The sequence below is a fragment of the Psychrobacillus sp. FSL K6-1464 genome (assembly GCF_038003145.1).
Classification (GTDB): Bacteria; Bacillota; Bacilli; order Bacillales_A; family Planococcaceae; genus Psychrobacillus; species Psychrobacillus psychrotolerans.
Genome location: NZ_JBBOOP010000002.1, coordinates 181688 through 202194 on the forward strand (window position 1 = coordinate 181688; position 20507 = coordinate 202194).

A 20507-nucleotide genomic window follows, 5' to 3' on the forward strand; every position below is an offset into this window, starting at 1 on the left:
GACAAAACAAAAGACAGGCCGAAGCCTGTCTTATGCATGTCTTAATCTTATTCTTTCGCCGTAGATGTCGAACAGACCCTTTTGCATACCTGCATCAAGTGATGCTGGCAAACGATAAGTTTGTCCTCCCATGACAACGAATGTGTCAATGTCTCCCGGATTTGCTTTTACATACTCTAGAAAATTTCTAGCTTGACCCTTATCTTCTGTGACAAGTTCCACACCGACCGATTTAGTTCCACGGTCCATCTCAGAAATGTCTACCATCGAACGAATTGTAAGAGAAGCTCCGAAATCGTCTACTTTCACGACTCCCTGAACCATCAATACACGACCCTCTACGAACATATCAGCATTTTGCTTGATTGTTTCCTCGAAAGCCACACAGCTAAATTCTCCTGAACGGTCTTCAATAAGGATTTTCTTGATCGGTTTCCCTGATTTTTTCGCATAAAATGTTTCTACTGATTCTACAACACCAGCAATTTTCACCACTTGTCCTTCGTAATCAGATGTCCCTCCAGTCGCATAACCATCTTCATCCTCTGATTCATCAAACAGGAATCCTATATCATATACCCCTTCTTTATTAAGTACGTCGATATAATCGTCAAGCGGATGAGCAGTGATATAGAATCCCGCTACTTCTTTCTCTAGAGTGATCATGATATTTTTCATCATTTCTGGTAAATTTGGAACCGGGATGATATGACGCATTTGATTTACCTCATCTTGATTCATTAAGTCAAACATACTCATTTGTTCTTTGTTTAAGCTTATTTTTTTCATCTTATCTGCATGTTTGAACATCGCTTCCAGTATATCTATCTTCGCTCGGCGAGTTCCTTCCATTGAATCCAGAGCACCAGCTTGGATAAGGCTCTTCATTGTTGATTTGCCCATCTTTTGGTTCACGACCATACGTTCAATCACATCCTGCATATCACAGAATTCGCCACGCTCTTTGCGTTCTTCCAATATTTGTCCAGCTGACTGACCAAGACCTTTTAAACCCATTAGTCCGAATCTAATTTTCTTATCTTCTACTGTAAATATTGCTTCAGAACGGTTAATATCTGGTGGCAATATTTCAATATTCATGCGTGAAATGATCGACAGGTACAATTTTAATTTGTTGTACTTTCCAAGGAAACTGTTTAGCGTTGCGGCCATAAATTCCTCTGGATGATATGTTTTGAACCAAGCAGTTGCATTCGATAGCATTGAGTAAACTGCCGCATGCGATTTATTGAAGGCATACGAACCGAACTTCACCATCTTGCTCCAAATTTTTTCTGCAATTTCTGTAGAAATATTATTCGCGATACAACCAGCCACGAATTTCTTTCCAAGAGGTTCAATCATTTCTTTTTTCTTTTTAGCAAACGCCTTACGCACATTGTCTGCCTCACCTTTTGTGAACCCTGCTAAAGAGCGAACAATTTGCATTGTTTGTTCCTGGAACACGATAACGCCGTATGTTCCTTTCAATGGCCCTTCTAGTAGAGGATGATCATAACGTACTTTTAATGGGTTACGCATACTATCCAAGTATTCTGGAATGTAATCCATTGGGCCGGGTCTATAGAGGGAAACTCCTGCAACCAGACGTTCAAACAACTCAATGTCATTCTCTTTAAAATCAGATGCGTCTGCAAACAGTTCCTTCATAAATGCACGCATACCTGGTGATTCCAACTGGAACACACCATACGCATCTCCTTGCGAGATATTTTGGTACACTTTTGGATCCCCTAGAGGAATATCCAAGTAATGCATCGGTGGAAGTCCTTCTAATGCACGTTTTTCATTGACTAATTCTGTTGCACTTGCAATTACCGTCATCGTACGAAGTCCCAAGAAATCCATTTTCAGCAAGCCGATTTCTTCTACTTCACCCATTGTATATTGGCAAGTAGCTTCCTTCATTTTGATTTTCTTGTTCATCATTAAGCTCGTTGGAGCATAATCAGAAACCTCTCCAGGAGCAATAATTAATCCACATGCATGAACCGATGGGTTACGCGGTAAGCCTTCGATACGCTGTGCTGTTTCCACCACATTTTTCAAAGCAGGATTTCCATTTACGACATCTCTAAATTCAGGAGACTCCTCTAATGCTTCTTTCAACGTGATATCCGGTCTAACTGGAATCAATTTAACTGCCTTGTTTACAACATCTAACGGGAATTCTAGTACTCTAGCTACATCCTTCACGGAAGAACGAGCTGCCAGAGTTTGGAAAGTGATAATTTTCGATACTGCATGTTCCCCGTACTTATTACGAACATAAGCAAGTACCTCTTCACGACGGCCATCTGGAAAATCGATGTCTATATCCGGCATAGAAATACGGTCTGGGTTCAAGAAACGCTCGAAAAGTAATCCGTATGGTATCGGGTCAAGATCCGTTATGTGTAAACAGTAAGCCACAAGGCTACCTGCAGCACTTCCTCGTCCTGGACCAACCAATATCCCTTTGTTTTTAGCCCACACGATGAAGTCATTCACGATTAGAAAATACCCTGGGAAGCCCATCCCTTCTAAAACATCTAACTCGTAAGCAAGACGCTCTGTATAAACAGGGTTAGTTTCTTCTGGTTTTCCATCAAATCGCTCTTTATATCCTACTTTTGTCAGATGACGAAGGTACTCGATTTCCGACTTAAAAGGTGCTGGGAATTCAAAAGCAGGTAAAAAGTTCTTACCAGTTTGTATCTTGAAATCTGCACATTTTTCCATGATCTCAAATGTATTGTCGAGTGCTTCTGGAATATCCGAGAATAACTCTTCAATCTCATCTGCTGTATGAATGTGGTATCCTCCACCTGGAAACTTAATACGGCTTTCATCACTCATTAGTTTTTTTGTTCCTATACACATTAATACTTCTTGTGAAGGACGATCTTCAGCATTTTCGTAATGAGCATCCGTAGAAGCTACTAGTTTTAAATCAAATTCTTTGGCGATCTGTTGCAGTTGAGGATTAACAATTAATTCTTCTTCTGCTCCATGTCGCTGAATTTCGACATAATAATCTTCTTTTCCAAATATTTTCACCATTTGTTTTACCACATAGCGAGCTTCTTCAAATTTTCGGTCAGCTAGAAGCTTGTTCACTTCTGAACCAAGGCATGTAGTTGTAGACATAACGCCTTCCGAGTATTCTGAAAGCATTTCATAGGAAACATGCGGATACTTGTGGAAGTTTTCAAATGCTAGACTCGTCAGCTTCGTTAAGTTTTTATATCCTGTTTCGTTTTTAGCTAATAATAACAAGTGATTTCCTTGTTTTGACCCTTGGATATTTTCCGCGTATGCTTCAAATCCAATAATCGGTAGTTTTCCCGCTTTTCGCATCGCATTGTAGTATGCTAATGATCCGTACATACCTCTATGGTCTGTTAAAGCTCCTGCGTATTCCGTCTTACGAACTAGAGCATCAATACTGTTAGAACCGTCTAGAAAAGAGTATCCTGAGTGTCTGTGTGGATCCACAAAACGCAACACTAAAACCACTGCAAACTCCTCTACATTCTTCAACACGACTGCTTTTAATTTTTTACGACGTCCAAAAGCTCCAATAGCTGGTGCAGCACTTGTAATCGCTAACGTTTCTTCCTTTAGTGAAAACGTTAATAGTTCTCCGCTTAACGTTACGTCTACAAATGACCCTTTTGGTAAGTTCAAATTAGAAACCGTTACTACATGTTGTTCTTCCATATCTGCAGTTTCTAGAATCATGACCTCTGATTCTTTTCCAGTATTAGAAAGTACAACCCCTAACATCACTTCTCGAACACTAAAAGCATTTTCATACCCTTTGGATTCACATACCAAGAAAACTTCTCCTGACGTACGATCCGTAATTGTTAAGGTATCTGCATTTTTATTGAACGTTGCGATGACAAATGTTTTTGGTTCTAGAGCAACTGGTAAAGTTACTACGTGTTTTGCTTTTTCTTTACACATTTTTAACATCCTCCTTTTTAATAGTTCGGACTATCATATGCCGAACACCCCAATAGAATGAAGTTCCCTTCTGAACAATAAGCTCTCATTGGCTCTACTTTGTTTTCCATCTGAAGTATCTTATTCAAAAAGGAGGGAAAAGATTCGATAAAACAAAAAGACCACGCCCGAAGGAATGATCTGGTGGTTCCATTAATTCGTAACAGCATCTAATCTAGCCTGTAAGTCAGCTTTTGCCTTCCCATCAGGCAAGCTGTCAATTGCTGCTTGTGCTTTCGTGTAATACGTCGCACGTTGATACTTCTCAGACAGCTCTACTGCTTTGTCGGCTGCTACGATTAGTTTTTGAACTTCTAACTCTTTTTGCATGTCCGTGAAGAATACTAAAAGATTTTCTATTACTGGTTGATGCGTCGTATTGTATTTGCTTAGGGCTTTAATGCTAGTTGACGCTTTCGTCATATATGTTCCTGTTTGACGATCTTTAGCTGCACCAACTGCTGCGTATGCATCCTGAAGAGCTTGTTTGATAGTCGAATCACTCACGGAATCAATCTCTACCTTCAAGTCATACGCAAACTGCATGAATTCTGTTACTTCGATTGCTTCTAAGCGGTCTTGGAGTGCTGTTTTCGCTACACCATTTTTCAGTCCGTTCACAAGTAAACGAGCTTCTTCGATGACGTTCAGGTCGCTTGCCGTTTCTGCTTTAATGACAGATTTCGACGCAGCTTCTTGTTTGACAACTTCTATCTTGTCGTTCGCGTCACCTAGTAGTTCGTCCAGTCTAGCTTGCAGACCGCTTTTCATTTCTCCGTTAGGCAGTTTGTCTATTGCCTCTTGTGCACGCGTTAGATACGGGTCACGCTGGTAGCGTTCTGCGTAAGAAACTTGTGTCTCCGCATTCTTTAGCAACGCTGGGTCCACCGCTGGGGCCTCTGGAACTACAGGAGTAGCATCTTGTATCGCTTTCAATCGTGTTTCCAGAGCTGTTTTTTCTGTACTGGTTTGAAGTTTCGATACAATGTCTTTTGCCTGTGACAAGTATGGTTCACGCTTATGCAGTTCTGCAAGAACAACGTACGTTGTCGCTTCTTCTAATAGAGCGGCTTCCGCTTCAACTGCTAGTGCATCTTGAATCCCTTTCATGCGGCTCAAAAGCTCCGATTTCTTCGTGCTATCTTTTAGCTTGTTTATGCTCGTCACCGCTACTGTAATGTATGGTTCACGTTTTGTGAGCTCGGCCGATTTCACTTTACTTTCCGCATCCAATGACAACTTGAGCTGTTGAATCCGTTCCATAAGTTCTGTTTTAAATGGGCCATCCGGTAATAGATTAATCGCTTTTTCTGCTAGCGTGATATTGTAGTTTGTTTGCATTTTTTCTGCTTGAGCAACGGCATTGGAAGCCTTCTGCTTCAATTCAATTTCAGCAATGCTGTCAAGCAATTCTGTCTTATCGGTGCTGTTAGGTAGCTTCGATACAAGTTCCTTTGCGGCGTCTAGCTCCACTTTAGTTGGATTATAGCCTAGATTATTTACAGCGTTCTTAGCTTCTTTTAAGAGAACGGTATCATCGTTTCCTAATTCAATAATTTCTAAGCGTTTTGTTAAACTCAACTTCTCTTCTCCATTTGGTAAAGCAAACACTAATGTACGAGCATCATTCACATCTGTTTGTAATTTGGAATTCTCTGCTTTCACGACTGCTGCCGTTGCTTGAGCTATTTGTTCAACTAATACTTGTTCGTTATCTCCTTGCACGACATTTAAGCGTTCTATTAAGCTTGTTTTATCCTTCCCTGTTGGAAGAGCGTTCACAAGTAAACGAGATGCCTCTACGTCAGCTTGCAGTTTTGTGCTTTCTGCTTTCTCAACCGATAAAATTGCAATAGCTAAGTCCGTTTGAGGTTCCGGCTTAATTACTTTCGCTTCTTCTACCTCCTGTTGAGTGTTATCTTTAAGGGCTGAATCTGGTAGTTGGGAAACGAGTTCATCCAACCCTGCAAGTTCTCCAATTGAGATTTTATTCCAAATCATTTCGAGTAAATTGATGATATCTAGTATATTCTGTACATAGTTAGCCACTTCTGTTTGGTGTGATTTGTTGAACAATGACTTAGAGCTGTCCAAGATATCATTTAAAGCATCTCGCAAAGCAAGTATATCTTCACGCGTTCCCTCTACTGAATACAGGTACAATTTCATCTCTTCCAATTCGGTCATTAATTCCTGGTGCAATAAATCGGAAGCATTAATTTGTGATTGGACCGCATTCAACCGCTCTGTTAGACTTGTTTTGTCTGTGCCCTGTGGCAACAAATTAAGAAGTGAAAGAGCTGCATTTACGTCTACTTGCAACTTAGAACCTTCTGCTTTCACAACAGCCACTGTTGCTGTATCGAATTGTTCTGCCATCCCTTTTGCGTCATCAATCTCTTTTTGTACAGTATTCAAGCGATTCGTTAAGATTGTTTTCTCGGTTTGAGATGGTAGAGCTTTCACAAGTGTACGAGCAGCGTCTACATCCGCTTGCAACTTAGAATTCTCAGCTTTTTCGACAGACTTGTTTGCTGCTTCAATCAGAAAATTAGCTTCTTCATCATAGCTACTCCATTCTCCAGTCTGTTCGCTATGGCTCATTTTAGATGGACTAAAGGTTAGATATGGGAGAGTAGTACCTTCTTTAATTGCCCATACTGGTATATCATCAAATTCGCCAAAATCAAATCCTTTAAATGAATAAGTTGCCTTGTTTAAAAATTGCGAGACCGGTAACTCTTCCGTTTTGTAATTGCTATGCCCATTTGTTTTGGTTGTGTTGAGTAAGCTTATAGATGTTAAATTTCCTGTGTTGTTTCCAGCTACCCTTCCAGTCAAGCTCAGATTCCCTCCAATAACTTCAGGATTCATTAAGAAAGCGTTTTTCACAAGTATTTTATTGTTAGAAACATTTCCAGTTAATCCTCCAACATAATCGGATGTTCCCTTTACCTTACTCGTAGTGTATAAATTTTCAACTGTAGAATTAGTGCTTGAATACATAATCCCTGCAATTCCGCCAACAAATTTAGTGCCACTTACGGCCCCCGTAGAATAAGCATCAGCTATCATTCCACCTTGAATACTACCAACTAATCCTCCTACATTTGAGCCTGCACTGTTTACAGTTGAGTCTGAATAAACTTTTAAGAGTGTTGTGGATGAAGCTCCTACTAGCCCTCCTACGTTAGCCCCCCCTGAGAGTCCTTTTACACTACCTTTTGAGTAGGATTCGACTATTGAACCATTTGACATCATCCCTACTAAACCACCCACATGGTTCTTGCCTGTCACCTCACTCTCTGCTTGCATTTTTTTTAAATTTGAATTTGAATTCCCACTCCAACTACCTATTAATCCACCTACAAAGTCGCCGTTGGCATAAACCTTACCTTTACCTTTCACATTTTCTACATTCGAAGAAGTAAGGATCCCTGTTAGCATTCCAACGTAATTAATACCCGAAATGTCAAAGTCCGTCAAACGCAAGTTCTTCACAGAACCATTTGTTATGTTTCCGAATAAACCAGTAGGAGTTCCGGATGTGTTGTTAATTTTCAATCCTTTTATCTCGTGGTTATTCCCTTCAAGTGAACCAGTAAAATTAAGTTGGTCATATGAACCTTTGTTTGTATCTCCTATCGGTGTCCATGTTCGTGAAGTTAAATCAATATCACTATTCAAGATATAATGATTAGACAATCCATTTTTAATTTCATTGAAGCTTTCATAATTAGAAATTAATGAGAAAATCACTTTGTTGTCTTTTTTATATGTCGGGGAATTCTCTAAGTTTAAGGTATTAGTGCCAAGTGGATGCGGATTATTTGCTAGGAACGGTAGTCCAGTCTGACTGTCAAGCTTCCACATAGAAGTGTTTGTCAACTGCTTGAATGCCTCTCCGTTTAACAACGCTTCAGTAGAGATTAAATCTGTTGCATATTGTTGCTGTCCTGTATGCTTTAAATTTGCTGGAAAGAAAATATTAGAAATATCAGCTACTGTTGAATTCGACTTTCCAAGTACTAGACCGACGAAAGACTTGTTTACATCTCCTGAAACAATACCTTCATTCAATGCGTAAATGTTTTTTAAAGTCGCAGGAAATCGACCTGTATCGAATCTCCCAATTACACCCCCAATAGCTACATCTTGTTTATTATTAATAGAAGTAATTTTCATTGTTGAAACCAGATTTTCTAACTCGGGAGAATTAATTACTTGCCCGACTATTCCTCCGATCGCCTTGCCACCATTAGATTCTAATGTTCCTGAAGAAAATGAGTTTTTTAAATGTGCCTCAGACTGACGTGTATATTTATAGGAATCTGCATTGCCGTATATCGTTCCCACTAATCCACCAATGGCAGCTTCACTTCCAGTAGTTTTGATGTTTACATTTGCATAAGACTCCAATAATTTAATCGGTGCATGATAATTCGTCCCCATTGGAATTAATGAACCGACAACTCCACCAACAGATTGCCCATATGGTGCTCCGACAGCAGTTAAATCACCTACAAAAGATGACTTTTCAATTATAGCGTTATGTCCAAGTCCCACAACTCCTCCTAATTGAGTTACGCTAGTTCCTATTATTGTTCCTTCCACAGATACATTAGCTACAGTTCCAAAACTCATTTTCCCTATTAAAATACCGCCGTTCTTTACTGCTGAAAGGGTTACATTGGCATTTTTTATTTTTACGTTTTTAATAGTAGCGTTATAAGTGAATCCGAAGAATCCAGCTATTTCGGATGAACCGCTATTTATAGTCATTCCTGTAATAGTGTGTCCAGAACCATCGAAACTTCCGCCGAAAGCTTTAGAGGTGTCTGTGTTAATAGTTCCGTTAATCCCTACAGGTGACCAGCTGACGCCAGACAAATCAATATCATCCATTAATTTGAAATGGCTTGTTAAATAATTTCGCATTTGATTTAGCTGATTTTTATCTTCAATTAAATACGGCTCCGCTACCGTCCCCTTACCACCAGCAAATACCCCAGCCGCTTCTGCCTGCGTCGTCGCAAACAATTCCCCGACTATTCCATTGTTTGATGCGATTGTGCCTATCGCCCCTGTTACGCCAGATAAAAAAAGAGATGCTGCTAGAGTTGATGTCATTAAAGTGTTAGATAATACATTTTTCGAACTTTGCTGATTTTTATTTTTCACTGTTTTCAATATTCATTCCTCCTGTATTTTTTGAATCCGTTCATTATATGTACTTGAGTGTTGTTCACTACCGAACTATATTTTTTTCTATATATTCAGACTATCATCTGTTAATAAGGAAAAACCTAAGGGGGAAAAATTCGTTAAAGCAAAAAGACCACGCCCGAAGGAGTAGTCTCATCGTTTATTTAGTTCATTGCTACGTCCAAACGTGCCTGTAAGTCCACTTTCGCTTTCCCATCAGGTAAGCCGTCGATAGCAGTTTGTGCTTTCTCGAAGTACATATCACGTAGGTATTTCTCAGACGGTTGGATCTTGGATGACTTTAATACGATTCGCAAGTTCGGTTTTCTTTGGAGAATCTTTTAGCTTGGCTATGCTATCCATAGCCTCCGTGATGTACGGTTCACGTTTCGTCAGTTCTGCCGATTTTACTTTACTTTCAGCATCTAGAGTCAGTTTTAGTTGTTGAATTCGTTCACTCAGTTCTGTTTTGAGCGGGCCGTCTGATAGCTGATTAACGGCTTTTTCTGCTAAAGTAATATTGTAGTTCGTTTGCATTTTTTCTGCATGAGCTACTGCGTTTTTAGCTTTTTGATTCAACTCAATGCTAAAGATTCGGTCATTTAGCTCAGTTTTAGTGGAGCTATTTGGTAATTTAACAACGAGCTCTTTTGCTATGGCAATTTGCTCTTTTGTTGACTCGTCATTCAGCTTGTCGACAGCATCTTGTGCTTCTTGAAGAAGCTCCGTACCTTCTGGAGATACTACGATAGCATCTAGTCGCTCTAGGAGAGTGGTTTTCTCCAATCCGTTAAGTAATGCCTCTACTAAAGTTCGAGAAGCATCTATGTCTGCTTGCAACTTAGAGCCTTCTGCGATTTCTACGGAAGCGGTTGCTGTGGTGATTTGCTCTTCTAGTGCAGTGTCAGTACCTATCCCCACTTTAATATCCACCAATAAAGTTGGCGTAGTTTTATTTGTTGTCGTCCCGTCCCCTATTTGCCCATTTCCATTTTGTCCCCAAGCATAGACACTTCCGTCGGATGTGATTGCTAGGGAATGACCATACCCACCTTCCACCGACACCACTTCAGACAGGCCATTAATTTTAGTTGGCGTTTTTTTTTGTGTAGTCGTTCCATCGCCCAGCTGTCTTCTTGAATTATCTCCCCACGCATAGACGCTTCCATCCGAGGCAATTGCGAGGGAGTGTAAAGTTCCTGCCTCAACCGCTAACACATTAGACAAGCTATTTATTATCGTTGGCGTATTCCTTTGTGTAGTCGTTCCTTCGCCCAACTGTCCATAATTATTACGTCCCCAAGCATAGACACTACCATCAGAGGAAAGTGCTAGCGAGTGTTCTCTTCCAGCCTTCACAGCCACTACATTATGCAGACCGTTTATTTTCGTTGGCCTGATTTTCTGTGTGGTCGTCCCGTCCCCAAGCTGCCCTTGTGCGTTATATCCCCAAGCATAGACGCTCCCATCGGAGGTGAGTGCTAGCGAGTGAGTCTGACTTCCCGCTACTGCCACTACATTAGACAAGCCGTTTATTTTCGTAGGCGTGGTTTTGTTTCCTGTCGTCCCATCACCCAGCTGTCCATATGCATTCTGTCCCCACGCATAGACGCTCCCATCGGATGTGAGTGCTAACGAGTGTGACCATCCAGGCACAACAGTCACTACATTCGACAAACCGTTTATTTTCGTTGGCGTGGTTTTGTTTCCTGTCGTCCCATCACCCAGCTGTCCATATACATTCTGTCCCCACGCATAGAGGCTTCCATCTGAGGTCAATGCGAAGGAGTAAGCCTCTCCAGCCTCCACCGCCACCACATTCACCAGACCGTTTACTTTCGTTGGTGTTTTTCTGTCCGTTAACGTTCCATCACCCAACTGTCCACTTTTATTATATCCCCACGCATAAACGCTCCCGTCTTGGGAAATTGCGAGGGAATGGAATTCTCCTGCTGATATTGTGTTCAAATCCTTTGCGAAACTCTCAGCTTCCGCAACCTGCATAATCGACAATTCCGAATTCACAAGTGACGTACCTATTACCCCTGCAAACCCTGATAACAACAAAGATGCTGCTAATGTTGATTTCAACAAAGACTTAGATAATACATTACGTGCGTTATATTGCTTGTTTGTTTCATTCTTCATTCTTTCAATCCTCCAGTGTTTTGTTTAGCTTTTCATCATATGCAAATAGAACTAGTTGATTCGATTAAAACCAAACCTTTAAGCAATCTTCGAAATGACAAAAACCACTCCCAAAGAAGGAGTGGCCTAATCATTTAATTACTTTATTACTACGTCCAAACGTGCCTGCATGTCCACTTTCGATTTTCCATCAGGTAAGCCGTCGATAGCCGATTGTGCTTTCGCGAAGTACGCTGCACGTTGGTATTTCTCCGCTAGAGCTACTGCATTATCAGCTGCTGCTACCAGTTTTTGAATTTCGAGTTCTTTCTGCATGTCTGTGAAGAATGTCGATAGCTTCTCGATTACCTTGCTGTGCGTTTCTTCATATTTGCTTAGAGCCTCAATAGCTTTAGAAGCTTTCGTTATATACGTCGAGGTTTGGCGGTCTTTTGCCACTCCAATTGCTGTGTAAGCTTCTTGAAGTGCTTTCTTGATTGTCACATCGGGGATAGCGTCGATTTCCACTTTTAAATCGTAAGCGAACTGCATCGCTTCAGTCACTTCGATTGCGTCTAAACGCTCGACTAGTGATTGTTTCGCTTTGCCGTCGTTCAGTCCGTTTACAAGAGAACTAGCTTCCTTCATAACAAACAGGTCACTTGCCGATTCTGCTTTCGCAACAGCATCGGTCGCCGTTTTTAGCTTATTTGCTTCGACTTGATCACTCGCTTCGTTTGTAAGGACATTTAATCTTTCTTGCATTGCTGTTTTCACTTCACTTACAGGAAGCTTGTCGACTGCCTCTTGTGCACGTGTTAGGTACGGGTCACGCTTGTAGCGTTCTGCGTAAGAAACTTGTGTCTCCGCAGCTTTTAGAAGTGCTGGGTCCACCTCTGGTGCTTCTGGTGCTACAGGAGCAGCATCTTGTATCGCTTTCAAACGTGCTTCTAAAGCTGTTTTGTCTGTTCCATCTATTAGTTTTGATACGAGGTCTTTTGCACTTGTTAGGTACGGATCTCGTTTATGTTGTTCTGCTAGAACCACGTGTGCCGTAGCTTCTTCTAGGAGTGTTGCCTCTGCTTCACCAGCAAGTGCATCTTGGATGACTTTCATACGGTTAGTAAGCTCCGTTTTCTTTGGCGAATCATTTAGTTTGTTAATGCTTTCCGTAGCATCCGTTATATACGGGTCACGTTTAGTCAACTCAGCAGATTTCACTTTACTTTCAGCTTCTAGAGTCAGCTTGAGTTGTTGAATTCGTTCCGCCAGTTCTGTTTTAAGCTGTCCGTCTGGTAGTTGATTAATCGCTTTTTCTGCTAAAGTGATGTTGTAGTTCGTTTGCATTTTTTCAGCCTGGCCAACAGCATTAGTAGCTTTCTGTATTAATTCAATTTCAGCAATACGGTCATTTAGTTCCGTTTTCGTAGAACTGTTTGCTAACTTAGCCACGAGTCCTTTTGCTGTCGCAATTTGTTCTTTTGTCGAAAGAACGTTTAACTTATCGACAGCCTCTTGTGCTTCTTTTAACAGTTCCGCACCTTCTGGCGTAATAACGATAGTATTTAATCGTTGTGTAAGATTAGTTTTCTCGGAAACTTCAGGCAATGCCTCTACTAACAAACGAGCGGCGTCTATGTCAGCTTGCACTTTCGAACCTTCTGCTTTCCTTACGGATGCCGTTGCTTTGGCGATTTGGTCCGCTACCAATTTCGCATCGTCTATTACTTTTTGTACGACATGTAAACGATCTGTGAGGCTAGTTTTCTCTACTCCAGAAGGTAATGCATTCACAAGTGTGAGAGCTGCTGTAACATCTGCTTGGACCGTAGACACTTCTGCTTTTACAACAGACTTTGTTGCTATTGCAATTTGTTCTGCCAGTGCTATTGCTTCCGCAGATTCTTTAGCCTCGGCAACTAGCTCTTGAGTATTGTCTTTCAGTTCTGATTCTGGCAGTTGCGAAACCAATTCCTCCAATCCTACTATTTCGCCACTAGCAATCTTGTTCCAAATCACTTCAAGCAGTCCGATGATGTCTTGCACATCCTTCACATAGCGAACGATGTCATCCTGATGTGCTTTGTTTAGCAACAATGTTGCATCTGTCGAGATGTCTTCCAATGCTTCCTTCATCGCTAGCACGTCGGACTTGGAACCTTCTCCCGTAAGTAGATATGCCTTCATGTCTGCAAGCTCTTCCTTCATTTCTTGGTATGCAGCTTCAGAAGCGTCAATTGCTTCTTGTATCTTATCCAGTCGGTTTGTTAGGTCCACTTTTGTTTCCCCTGTTGGCATTTCATCGACCAGCACGCGAGCTGAATCCAAATCTGCTTGGAGCTTTGAGTTTTCAGCCAATTCAACAGCTTGAAGGATTTGCTCTATATTTTGTGGGGTCTCCGAAACCATTACTTTTCCGTCTTTTATTTTTTGACTTGTCGACAAATAGACAAAAGGCTTAATGGGTCTAGGATTATAGGCGTCTTCTACATACGCCATTTCTGAGCCGGCATTAACTGTATAAGTTACTTGTCTCGCACCTCCAGAAGGGAATATCGTAGCAGACGAATTCAGCCAGTAGGTTAATCCATCCCCTTTTATCAAGTTGAAATATTTATCCGCTTCTGTTTTGTTAATGAATCCCATCTTGAAAGTACCGGTTAGATAGTCTCTGTAGTTCATAAAGTCGTAGCTATACCAATCCTTGTCTAGCATCAGTTCTTTTTCAGCGTCAGAAAATGTGTTTAAGTAGTCGCTGTTCAGATAGTTAAAGGACTGATTGAAAGGAACAGGAATTGTTTCTTCACTGCCCGCTAACAATCCTGTTTCAGGATCTAGAACCGTCCATTCTCTATCCGAAAAGAATATCTTGTCTCCAGCAGTTAGTTCCCCTATTACTTTTTCTCCCATCGTTTTCTCATCTAATTTATTTTTTATTTCTTTTGAGAAAACAACACTTTCTTTTCCGATATTGCTTATGGATTTAAATTCAATTAGTCCATTCTGCGTAACAGTAACACTACCTTCGTAGTTCATCCATTCGCCACCATTAAATCTGTAAAGATTGCGGTGGGCTCTTTCATCAAATGTAGCATCCACTAAAATGTTTTCAATTGTTTCCTTTTCTGTTGATAAAGTAGCTGTTGGAGTGCTCAAAGCAATAGCATTTACTTCTTTTGCAGGTGCTGACATCTCAAAATGATTGTATCTATCTAAAGCGAAACGTCCTATAATGTGTTCGGTTTCTGAAACATCAGCCATATTGATTTTTTTGATGCTGGCATCATTAGCAAAGCGTATGAACGAGTAATTGGAATTATAAAACTGATCCATATAAGGATGATAGCTTTCATTGATAAGAGAAACCGGTTTGTCTGAGATTACAATCATCTCGGAGAGGCTTTGGACAATCATACCTTCCCAATTTGCCCCTTGCACAAATTTGTAAACACGGTAGACATACACATCTGGATTCTCATCAATATACCTATTGACCTCATCAATCTCTGCTTGCGGCAAAGCATTATATTTATAAGTTATACTAGATTGAGAGGATTCGTACGCCAAATCAAGTTCGCTCGTGCTCTTCACTATAGGAAAGTTTAAATAGTTCTTTCTCGTTGTAACTTTTTTTTCATCATAGGCAATGGTAGTTCCTTTTGCATCTTTTGCAACTACTTTTACTTGTAATTCATCCTTCAGGGAAAAATCCCCTGTAAAATACTGAATAGGTTGGATGGTTGCTACTATATTGCCTTTTAAGGCACCTTCTAGGTACAGGTCATAACTTGTAGCTCCTTCAACTCGTTCAAATTGAAAACCTCTTTCATGTGTTCCATAACTTAGAGATCCGTAAAAAGCTAAGTTTAAATCAGCTTTCTTTTCGCTTTCTGCAGTTGCAGCTGATGCATAACTGAACCCAGTTATTTTTTCAGCGATTCCGTTATTCGGACTTCCAATAGAATTAGCTGAGGTAAATCCGGTGAACAGCAAAGCCGCTACCAATGTCGTTTTCGCTATGCGATTGCTTAGTACGTTATAAGACATCTTTTCTCTTTCGTTTCTCTTTTCCACTCTAATATCCCCCTTATATTTTAAGTACTTTTCATTCTATGCAGTATTTGTATAGAGTATTTTAGATATTTGTGCTAGAAAATAGATGGCTTTAAGTGTGGGATGAATAGTCTAGACTAGACTTGGCTTTATCATTAACGGTAGGGACGATTCATGAGTAAATTTAGTACCACCAAAGTAAAGACCACCCCATTATTCGGAGTGGTCTGTTCATTTATTTATTTCATTGCTTCATCTAGACGTGCCTGTAAGTCCGCTTTTACTTTCCCATCAATCAACACATTAATAGCTGATTGGGCCTTCGTGAAGTACGGTGCACGTTTGTATCTCTCTGCTAGAGTAACTGCATTATCAGCTGCTGCGATTAGTTTCTGCGTTTCAATTTCCTCTTGCACATTCCCAAAGTAAGTTGCTATTTTTTCAATCATTTCCCCATGAGTCGCCTCGTACAGACTAAGAGTGTCTATACTAGCTATCGCTTTGGCCATATATGTGGAGCTTTGACGTTCTTTCGCAAGCTTTACAGCATCGTAAGCTGCGAGTAGCTTCCCTTTAATTACAGCGTCTGTCACTACATCAATTTCTCCCTTGAGGTCGAAAGCAAACTGCATAGCTTCTGTCACTTCAATAGCATCTAAGCGTTTTGTAAGTTCTGTTTTGGCTTCACCATTTGCTAGTCCTTTCACTAGAGAACGAGCTTCTTCGATGACAAACAGGTCACCTGCTGTCTCCGCTTTCGTTACCAATACAGTTACTGCTTGCAGTTTTTCAGCTTCGAGTTTGTCGTTCTCCTCAACAAGTAGTGCATCTAGCCGAGTTTGCAGCCCAGCTTTCTCATACCCATTAGTCAGTTTGTTGATAGCTTCCTGTGCACGCGTTAGGTACGGGTCACGCTTGTATCGTTCTGCGTAAGAAACTTGGGTCTCCGCAGATTTGAGAAGAGCTAGGTCTACCGCAGGTGCTTCTGGTTCTACAGGAGCAGCGTCTTTAATCCTTTGGAGCCTTTTTTCTAGAGCAACTTTATCGGGTCCATCTTGCAGTTTGGCAACTGTAGCTATTGCGTTTGCTATATACGGTTCACGTTTTTGTTGCTCCGCCATATAGACTTGGTTAATCGCCTCGACTAACAATGCTGCTTGTTCTTCACCCGCTTGACTGTCTTGGATGACTTTAATCCGTGCCGCAAGTTCCGTTTTCTTTGGACCGGCCTTCAATTTATTTACACTATCGATTGCGTTCGTGATATACGGTTCACGCTTGGTCGATTCTGCTGATTTCACTTTATTTTCTGCTTCTATTGTGAGCTTCAGTTCCTTCATTCGGTCAGAAAGCTCTCCTTTAATAGAGTCTTCCGCCAATTTTTGAATGGACTTCTCTGCGATCGAGATATTGTAACTCGTCGGAAGCTTCTCTGCATTTGATACGTCAACGTAAGCCTTTTGAATAAGCTCAATCTCTGTAATTTTGTCTAGAAGTGCATTTTTTTCTGGGCTATTCGGTAATTTATTGACTAATTCCTTTGCTTCTGCAATCTGCTCTTTCGTTGAGTTGTTTTCAAGAGCATCCACTGCTTGTTGAGCAGCTTCCAATAACTTGTTCGAATTTTCCTCTGAATTAATTCCATCTAATCGGTTCGATAATTCTGTTTTAACGGTTCCGTTAGGCAATGCCGTTACCAAAGTACGGGCAGCATCAATATCTCCTTGGAGCTTAGATCTCTCTGCTTTGACAACAACAGTAGTTGCTATCTCAATTTGTTCAGCAAGAGCTGCGGCCTCATCAATCGTTACTTGCACTGCATCTAAACGATTCTTCAGGTTTTCCTTATCTATACTTTCAGATAAGTTGTTCACTAGTGAACGAGATGCCTCTACGTCTGCCGGCAGTTTCGTGCTTTCTGCTTTCATAACGGAAGCAGTTGCAATAGCTAAGTCTGTTTGAGGTTCTGGTTCCGTTCCTTTTGCTTTTTCGACCTCCTGTTCAGTGTTTTCTTTAAGTGCCGAATCTGGCAGTTGGGACACGAGTTCATCCAGACCTGCTAGTTCTCCACTTGCTATTTTATCCCAAATCATTTCCAGTAAGCCAATGATGTCCAATACATCTTGCACGTAATTTTCAACATTGGTACGTTGAGTTGGATTTAGCAATGACTTAGCGTTGTCGGAGATATCATGTAAAGCATCTCGCATAGCTAGTACATCTTCGCGTGTTCCTTCCCCTGTGAGCAAGTATGCTTTCATGTCGGCAAGTTCCGTCATCATTTCTTGATAAGTCGCATCAGAGGTATCAATTTGCGATTGCACTGCATCTAATCGTTCCTTCAGGCTTGTTTTGTCTGTTATTTCTGGTAATGCGTTCACAAGCGTACGAGCAGCATCTACATCTGCTTGAAGTTTAGATGATTCTGCTTTTTCAACCGAAGTGGTTGCTTCTACAAGTGAAAATTCTGGTATATTTTCTTCGAATTCTCCTGATTCAAAATTATAGTTGCTCTTTTCGGGTTTAACTACTAGATATGGAAGTGTTTTCCCATCCTCTATACCCCATACCGGAACTCCCCCTGATTCTCCAAAATTGAAACCATTAAAAGCATAGTTTATATGTGAAAATGCAGAATCTTTATTTACAAGACCATTATAGAAATTGTTAGTGATGTTTGTTTTTGGTGAATCAAAAACGTATAAGTTCTCATAAGAGCCAAGTTTGTTCCCTAGGGCCTTGAATGTTTCATTATTATACGAAAAAGTATTCTTGACTCGACTGTTTGTATTAAAATGACCCACTATCCCATTATTTGATTTACCTACAAATATTACTCGTTCTAAAATCCCTTCATAAGTGTGTCCTGCAATACCTCCTGTTCTGTATGCGTTTTGAGAGACGATATTACCTTTTGCATATGAATCTGTTATTTTCCCGCCGTGTAAAGTAGCTGCAATACCACCTGTGCTACCTTGGGAATAACTTGTACCTTTTGAAGCTATCATGTTCGTAATATTTCCGTTGAAATAGACCTCAGAAATATTAACGTGATCATTTCCGCTCCCATTTACGGCTTCTCCTACCAGTCCACCAACTAATAACTTTCTTGATGTACTTACGTTATAAATATTTCCTTCAAATGAGGATTGGAAAAGCGAAATCCCGTTTGCATAATTGATTAAACCACCTAAGTTCCCACCTATAGTCTCGTCAGTCTTTCTAGGCAACGGAGAAATATTTCCATTCTCAACATGAACGTTTTTAACAGTTCCTCTGGATGATCTATCAGCAACAACAGCATCAGTAGAACTAAGGTTTTTAAAAGTCACATTTTTTACGGTACCTATGAGGCTGGAGAACATCGGTGTTTTCATAGTTAAATTACTTACCACTTTATTATTCCCGTCAAAAACTTGAGTGAAACTAGAAGGTTTTAACTGATTATAGACATGTCCGCTCGCATCTATATGATTATTTAATACGAAATTAGCTGAGCTATTCGATACGTCTATAAAATCTTCCGCGGTATGAATAACAGAATATAACAGCCCGTTATTAAATTTGTATTTTACCTGTTCATTAAGAATGTCGGGGAAATTAACCTGTTGTTCCGAAAAAGATAGTGTAGGAATAGTTGAATTATTTTTGTATACCCAACCATTCTCTTCATTTAAAGAATTTTCATAAACTACACCATTTTGTATTGCTTCTTTTGACAATAGGTCCGTTTCAAAACTAATTCGGCCTACATCGTTCAAGTTCTCTGGCAAGTAGAGACCTTCAACCGACGTTAATAAAGTTGTCGCTTTATATCCAAGAACACGACCTATATGATTGCTTGTTGGACCATCAACAGATTTGTTATATGAATAAAGATTTTGGAGAGTACCTGAAAATAATACCCCTACGACGCCCCCTACACTTCCTGTTGCTGTTCTTGTGAAATCTGGATAGGATGCAACTGTCGATCTTACATTACCAGTAGAATAGGAATTCTTCACTACTGGATGCAACTGAATGCCGGACGTAGGGTTTTCAACCCCAACAGTTCCGACCACTCCACCCACTTCTCTTGCTCCCGTTATATCACCAGTAGTATAGGAGTTTTCTAGTGTAGTTTGTCCTGACATTACACCAATCAATCCTCCAACTGAGGAACCTAAGCCATTTACAGTTGTGTTTGAATAAGATTGGTCAATCGTTGCGTAACCAGTGAAACTTCCGATTAATCCACCAGTACCGCGACTGTTCGTGTTTTTGGACTCTGCTAAATTGGAATTCGCAATTCCCGATGATGTCAAATAAGTGTATGTTCTTTTATTTGTTGATTTATTGCTCAAATTACCGATTAATCCGCCTACATAGTTTTTCCCCGTTACAGAGGCATCAGATGTGATGTTTTCCAATTTAGACAATAATTCTCCATCTCCAACAACTCCACCAACCATTGTCCCCTGACCTTTTATAACACCTGATACTTCAATGTTTGATAGACTAGTGTTTTTAGCGTATCCAGCTAAACTTCCGACATTGTTTCTACCATCTATATCTACATTTTTTAATTTCATATCTTTAAATGAGGCTCCATTGACGTTTCCAAACAATCCAACGTAATCAGAAGTACCTGAAGATATTTTCAAATTTGTAATTGCAAAGTTTTGCCCATCCAGTGAACCAGTAAAAGGAGTGGTGCTTGTGCCAATCGGTGTGAAAGACAAACTTGGCATTGCAATATCGCTTGTCAATTTAAAATGACTACTCAAATAATTGGTGATTTGAGACAACTGAACAGCATTTGATACTAAATAAGGATCCTCCACCGTCCCCGTTCCACCAGCAAATACCCCTGATGCCTCTGCCTCCGTTGTTGCAAATAACTCTCCAACTATTCCGTTGTTCGACGTAAGTGGTCCCACTACCCCCGTAACTCCTGACAGTAACAACGATGCTGCGAGGGTGGATTTCACTAACGAATTAGATAATACATTTCTTGTTTTTGTCTGTTTTTGGTTCTTCTCTGTTTTCATTTCCTTTATTCCTCCTATGTTTTTTTAGAATCTATTCATTATATGAATATGCGTGCTTTTCACTACCTAACAATTGCGTTC

5 protein-coding genes are annotated in these 20507 nt (G+C 40.4%); all 5 read right to left on the reverse strand.

The features are described from left to right. Positions 1 to 30: 30 nt before the first annotated feature. On the reverse strand, positions 31 to 3972 hold the full coding sequence (gene dnaE, locus MKX39_RS20975) for a DNA polymerase III subunit alpha (RefSeq protein ID WP_340771795.1): 3942 nt from the start codon (positions 3970 to 3972) through the stop codon (positions 31 to 33). Positions 3973 to 4164: 192 nt separating this feature from the next. Further along, on the reverse strand, positions 4165 to 9201 hold the full coding sequence (locus MKX39_RS20980) for a hypothetical protein (protein ID WP_340771797.1): 5037 nt from the start codon (positions 9199 to 9201) through the stop codon (positions 4165 to 4167). A gap of 291 nt (positions 9202 to 9492) precedes the next feature. Then, a complete protein-coding gene (locus MKX39_RS20985; RefSeq protein WP_340771799.1) occupies positions 9493 to 11364 on the reverse strand; it encodes an RCC1 domain-containing protein in 1872 nt (623 codons plus the stop codon). Between the two features lie 138 nt (positions 11365 to 11502). Further along, positions 11503 to 15417 carry a hypothetical protein gene (locus tag MKX39_RS20990; protein WP_340771801.1) on the reverse strand — a complete coding sequence of 1305 codons (3915 nt, stop codon included), beginning with the start codon at positions 15415 to 15417 and terminating at the stop codon, positions 11503 to 11505. A 218-nt stretch (positions 15418 to 15635) separates the two neighbouring features. Further along, positions 15636 to 20426 carry a ZmpA/ZmpB/ZmpC family metallo-endopeptidase-related protein gene (locus MKX39_RS20995; protein WP_340771803.1) on the reverse strand — a complete coding sequence of 1597 codons (4791 nt, stop codon included), beginning with the start codon at positions 20424 to 20426 and terminating at the stop codon, positions 15636 to 15638. Positions 20427 to 20507: the final 81 nt, after the last annotated feature.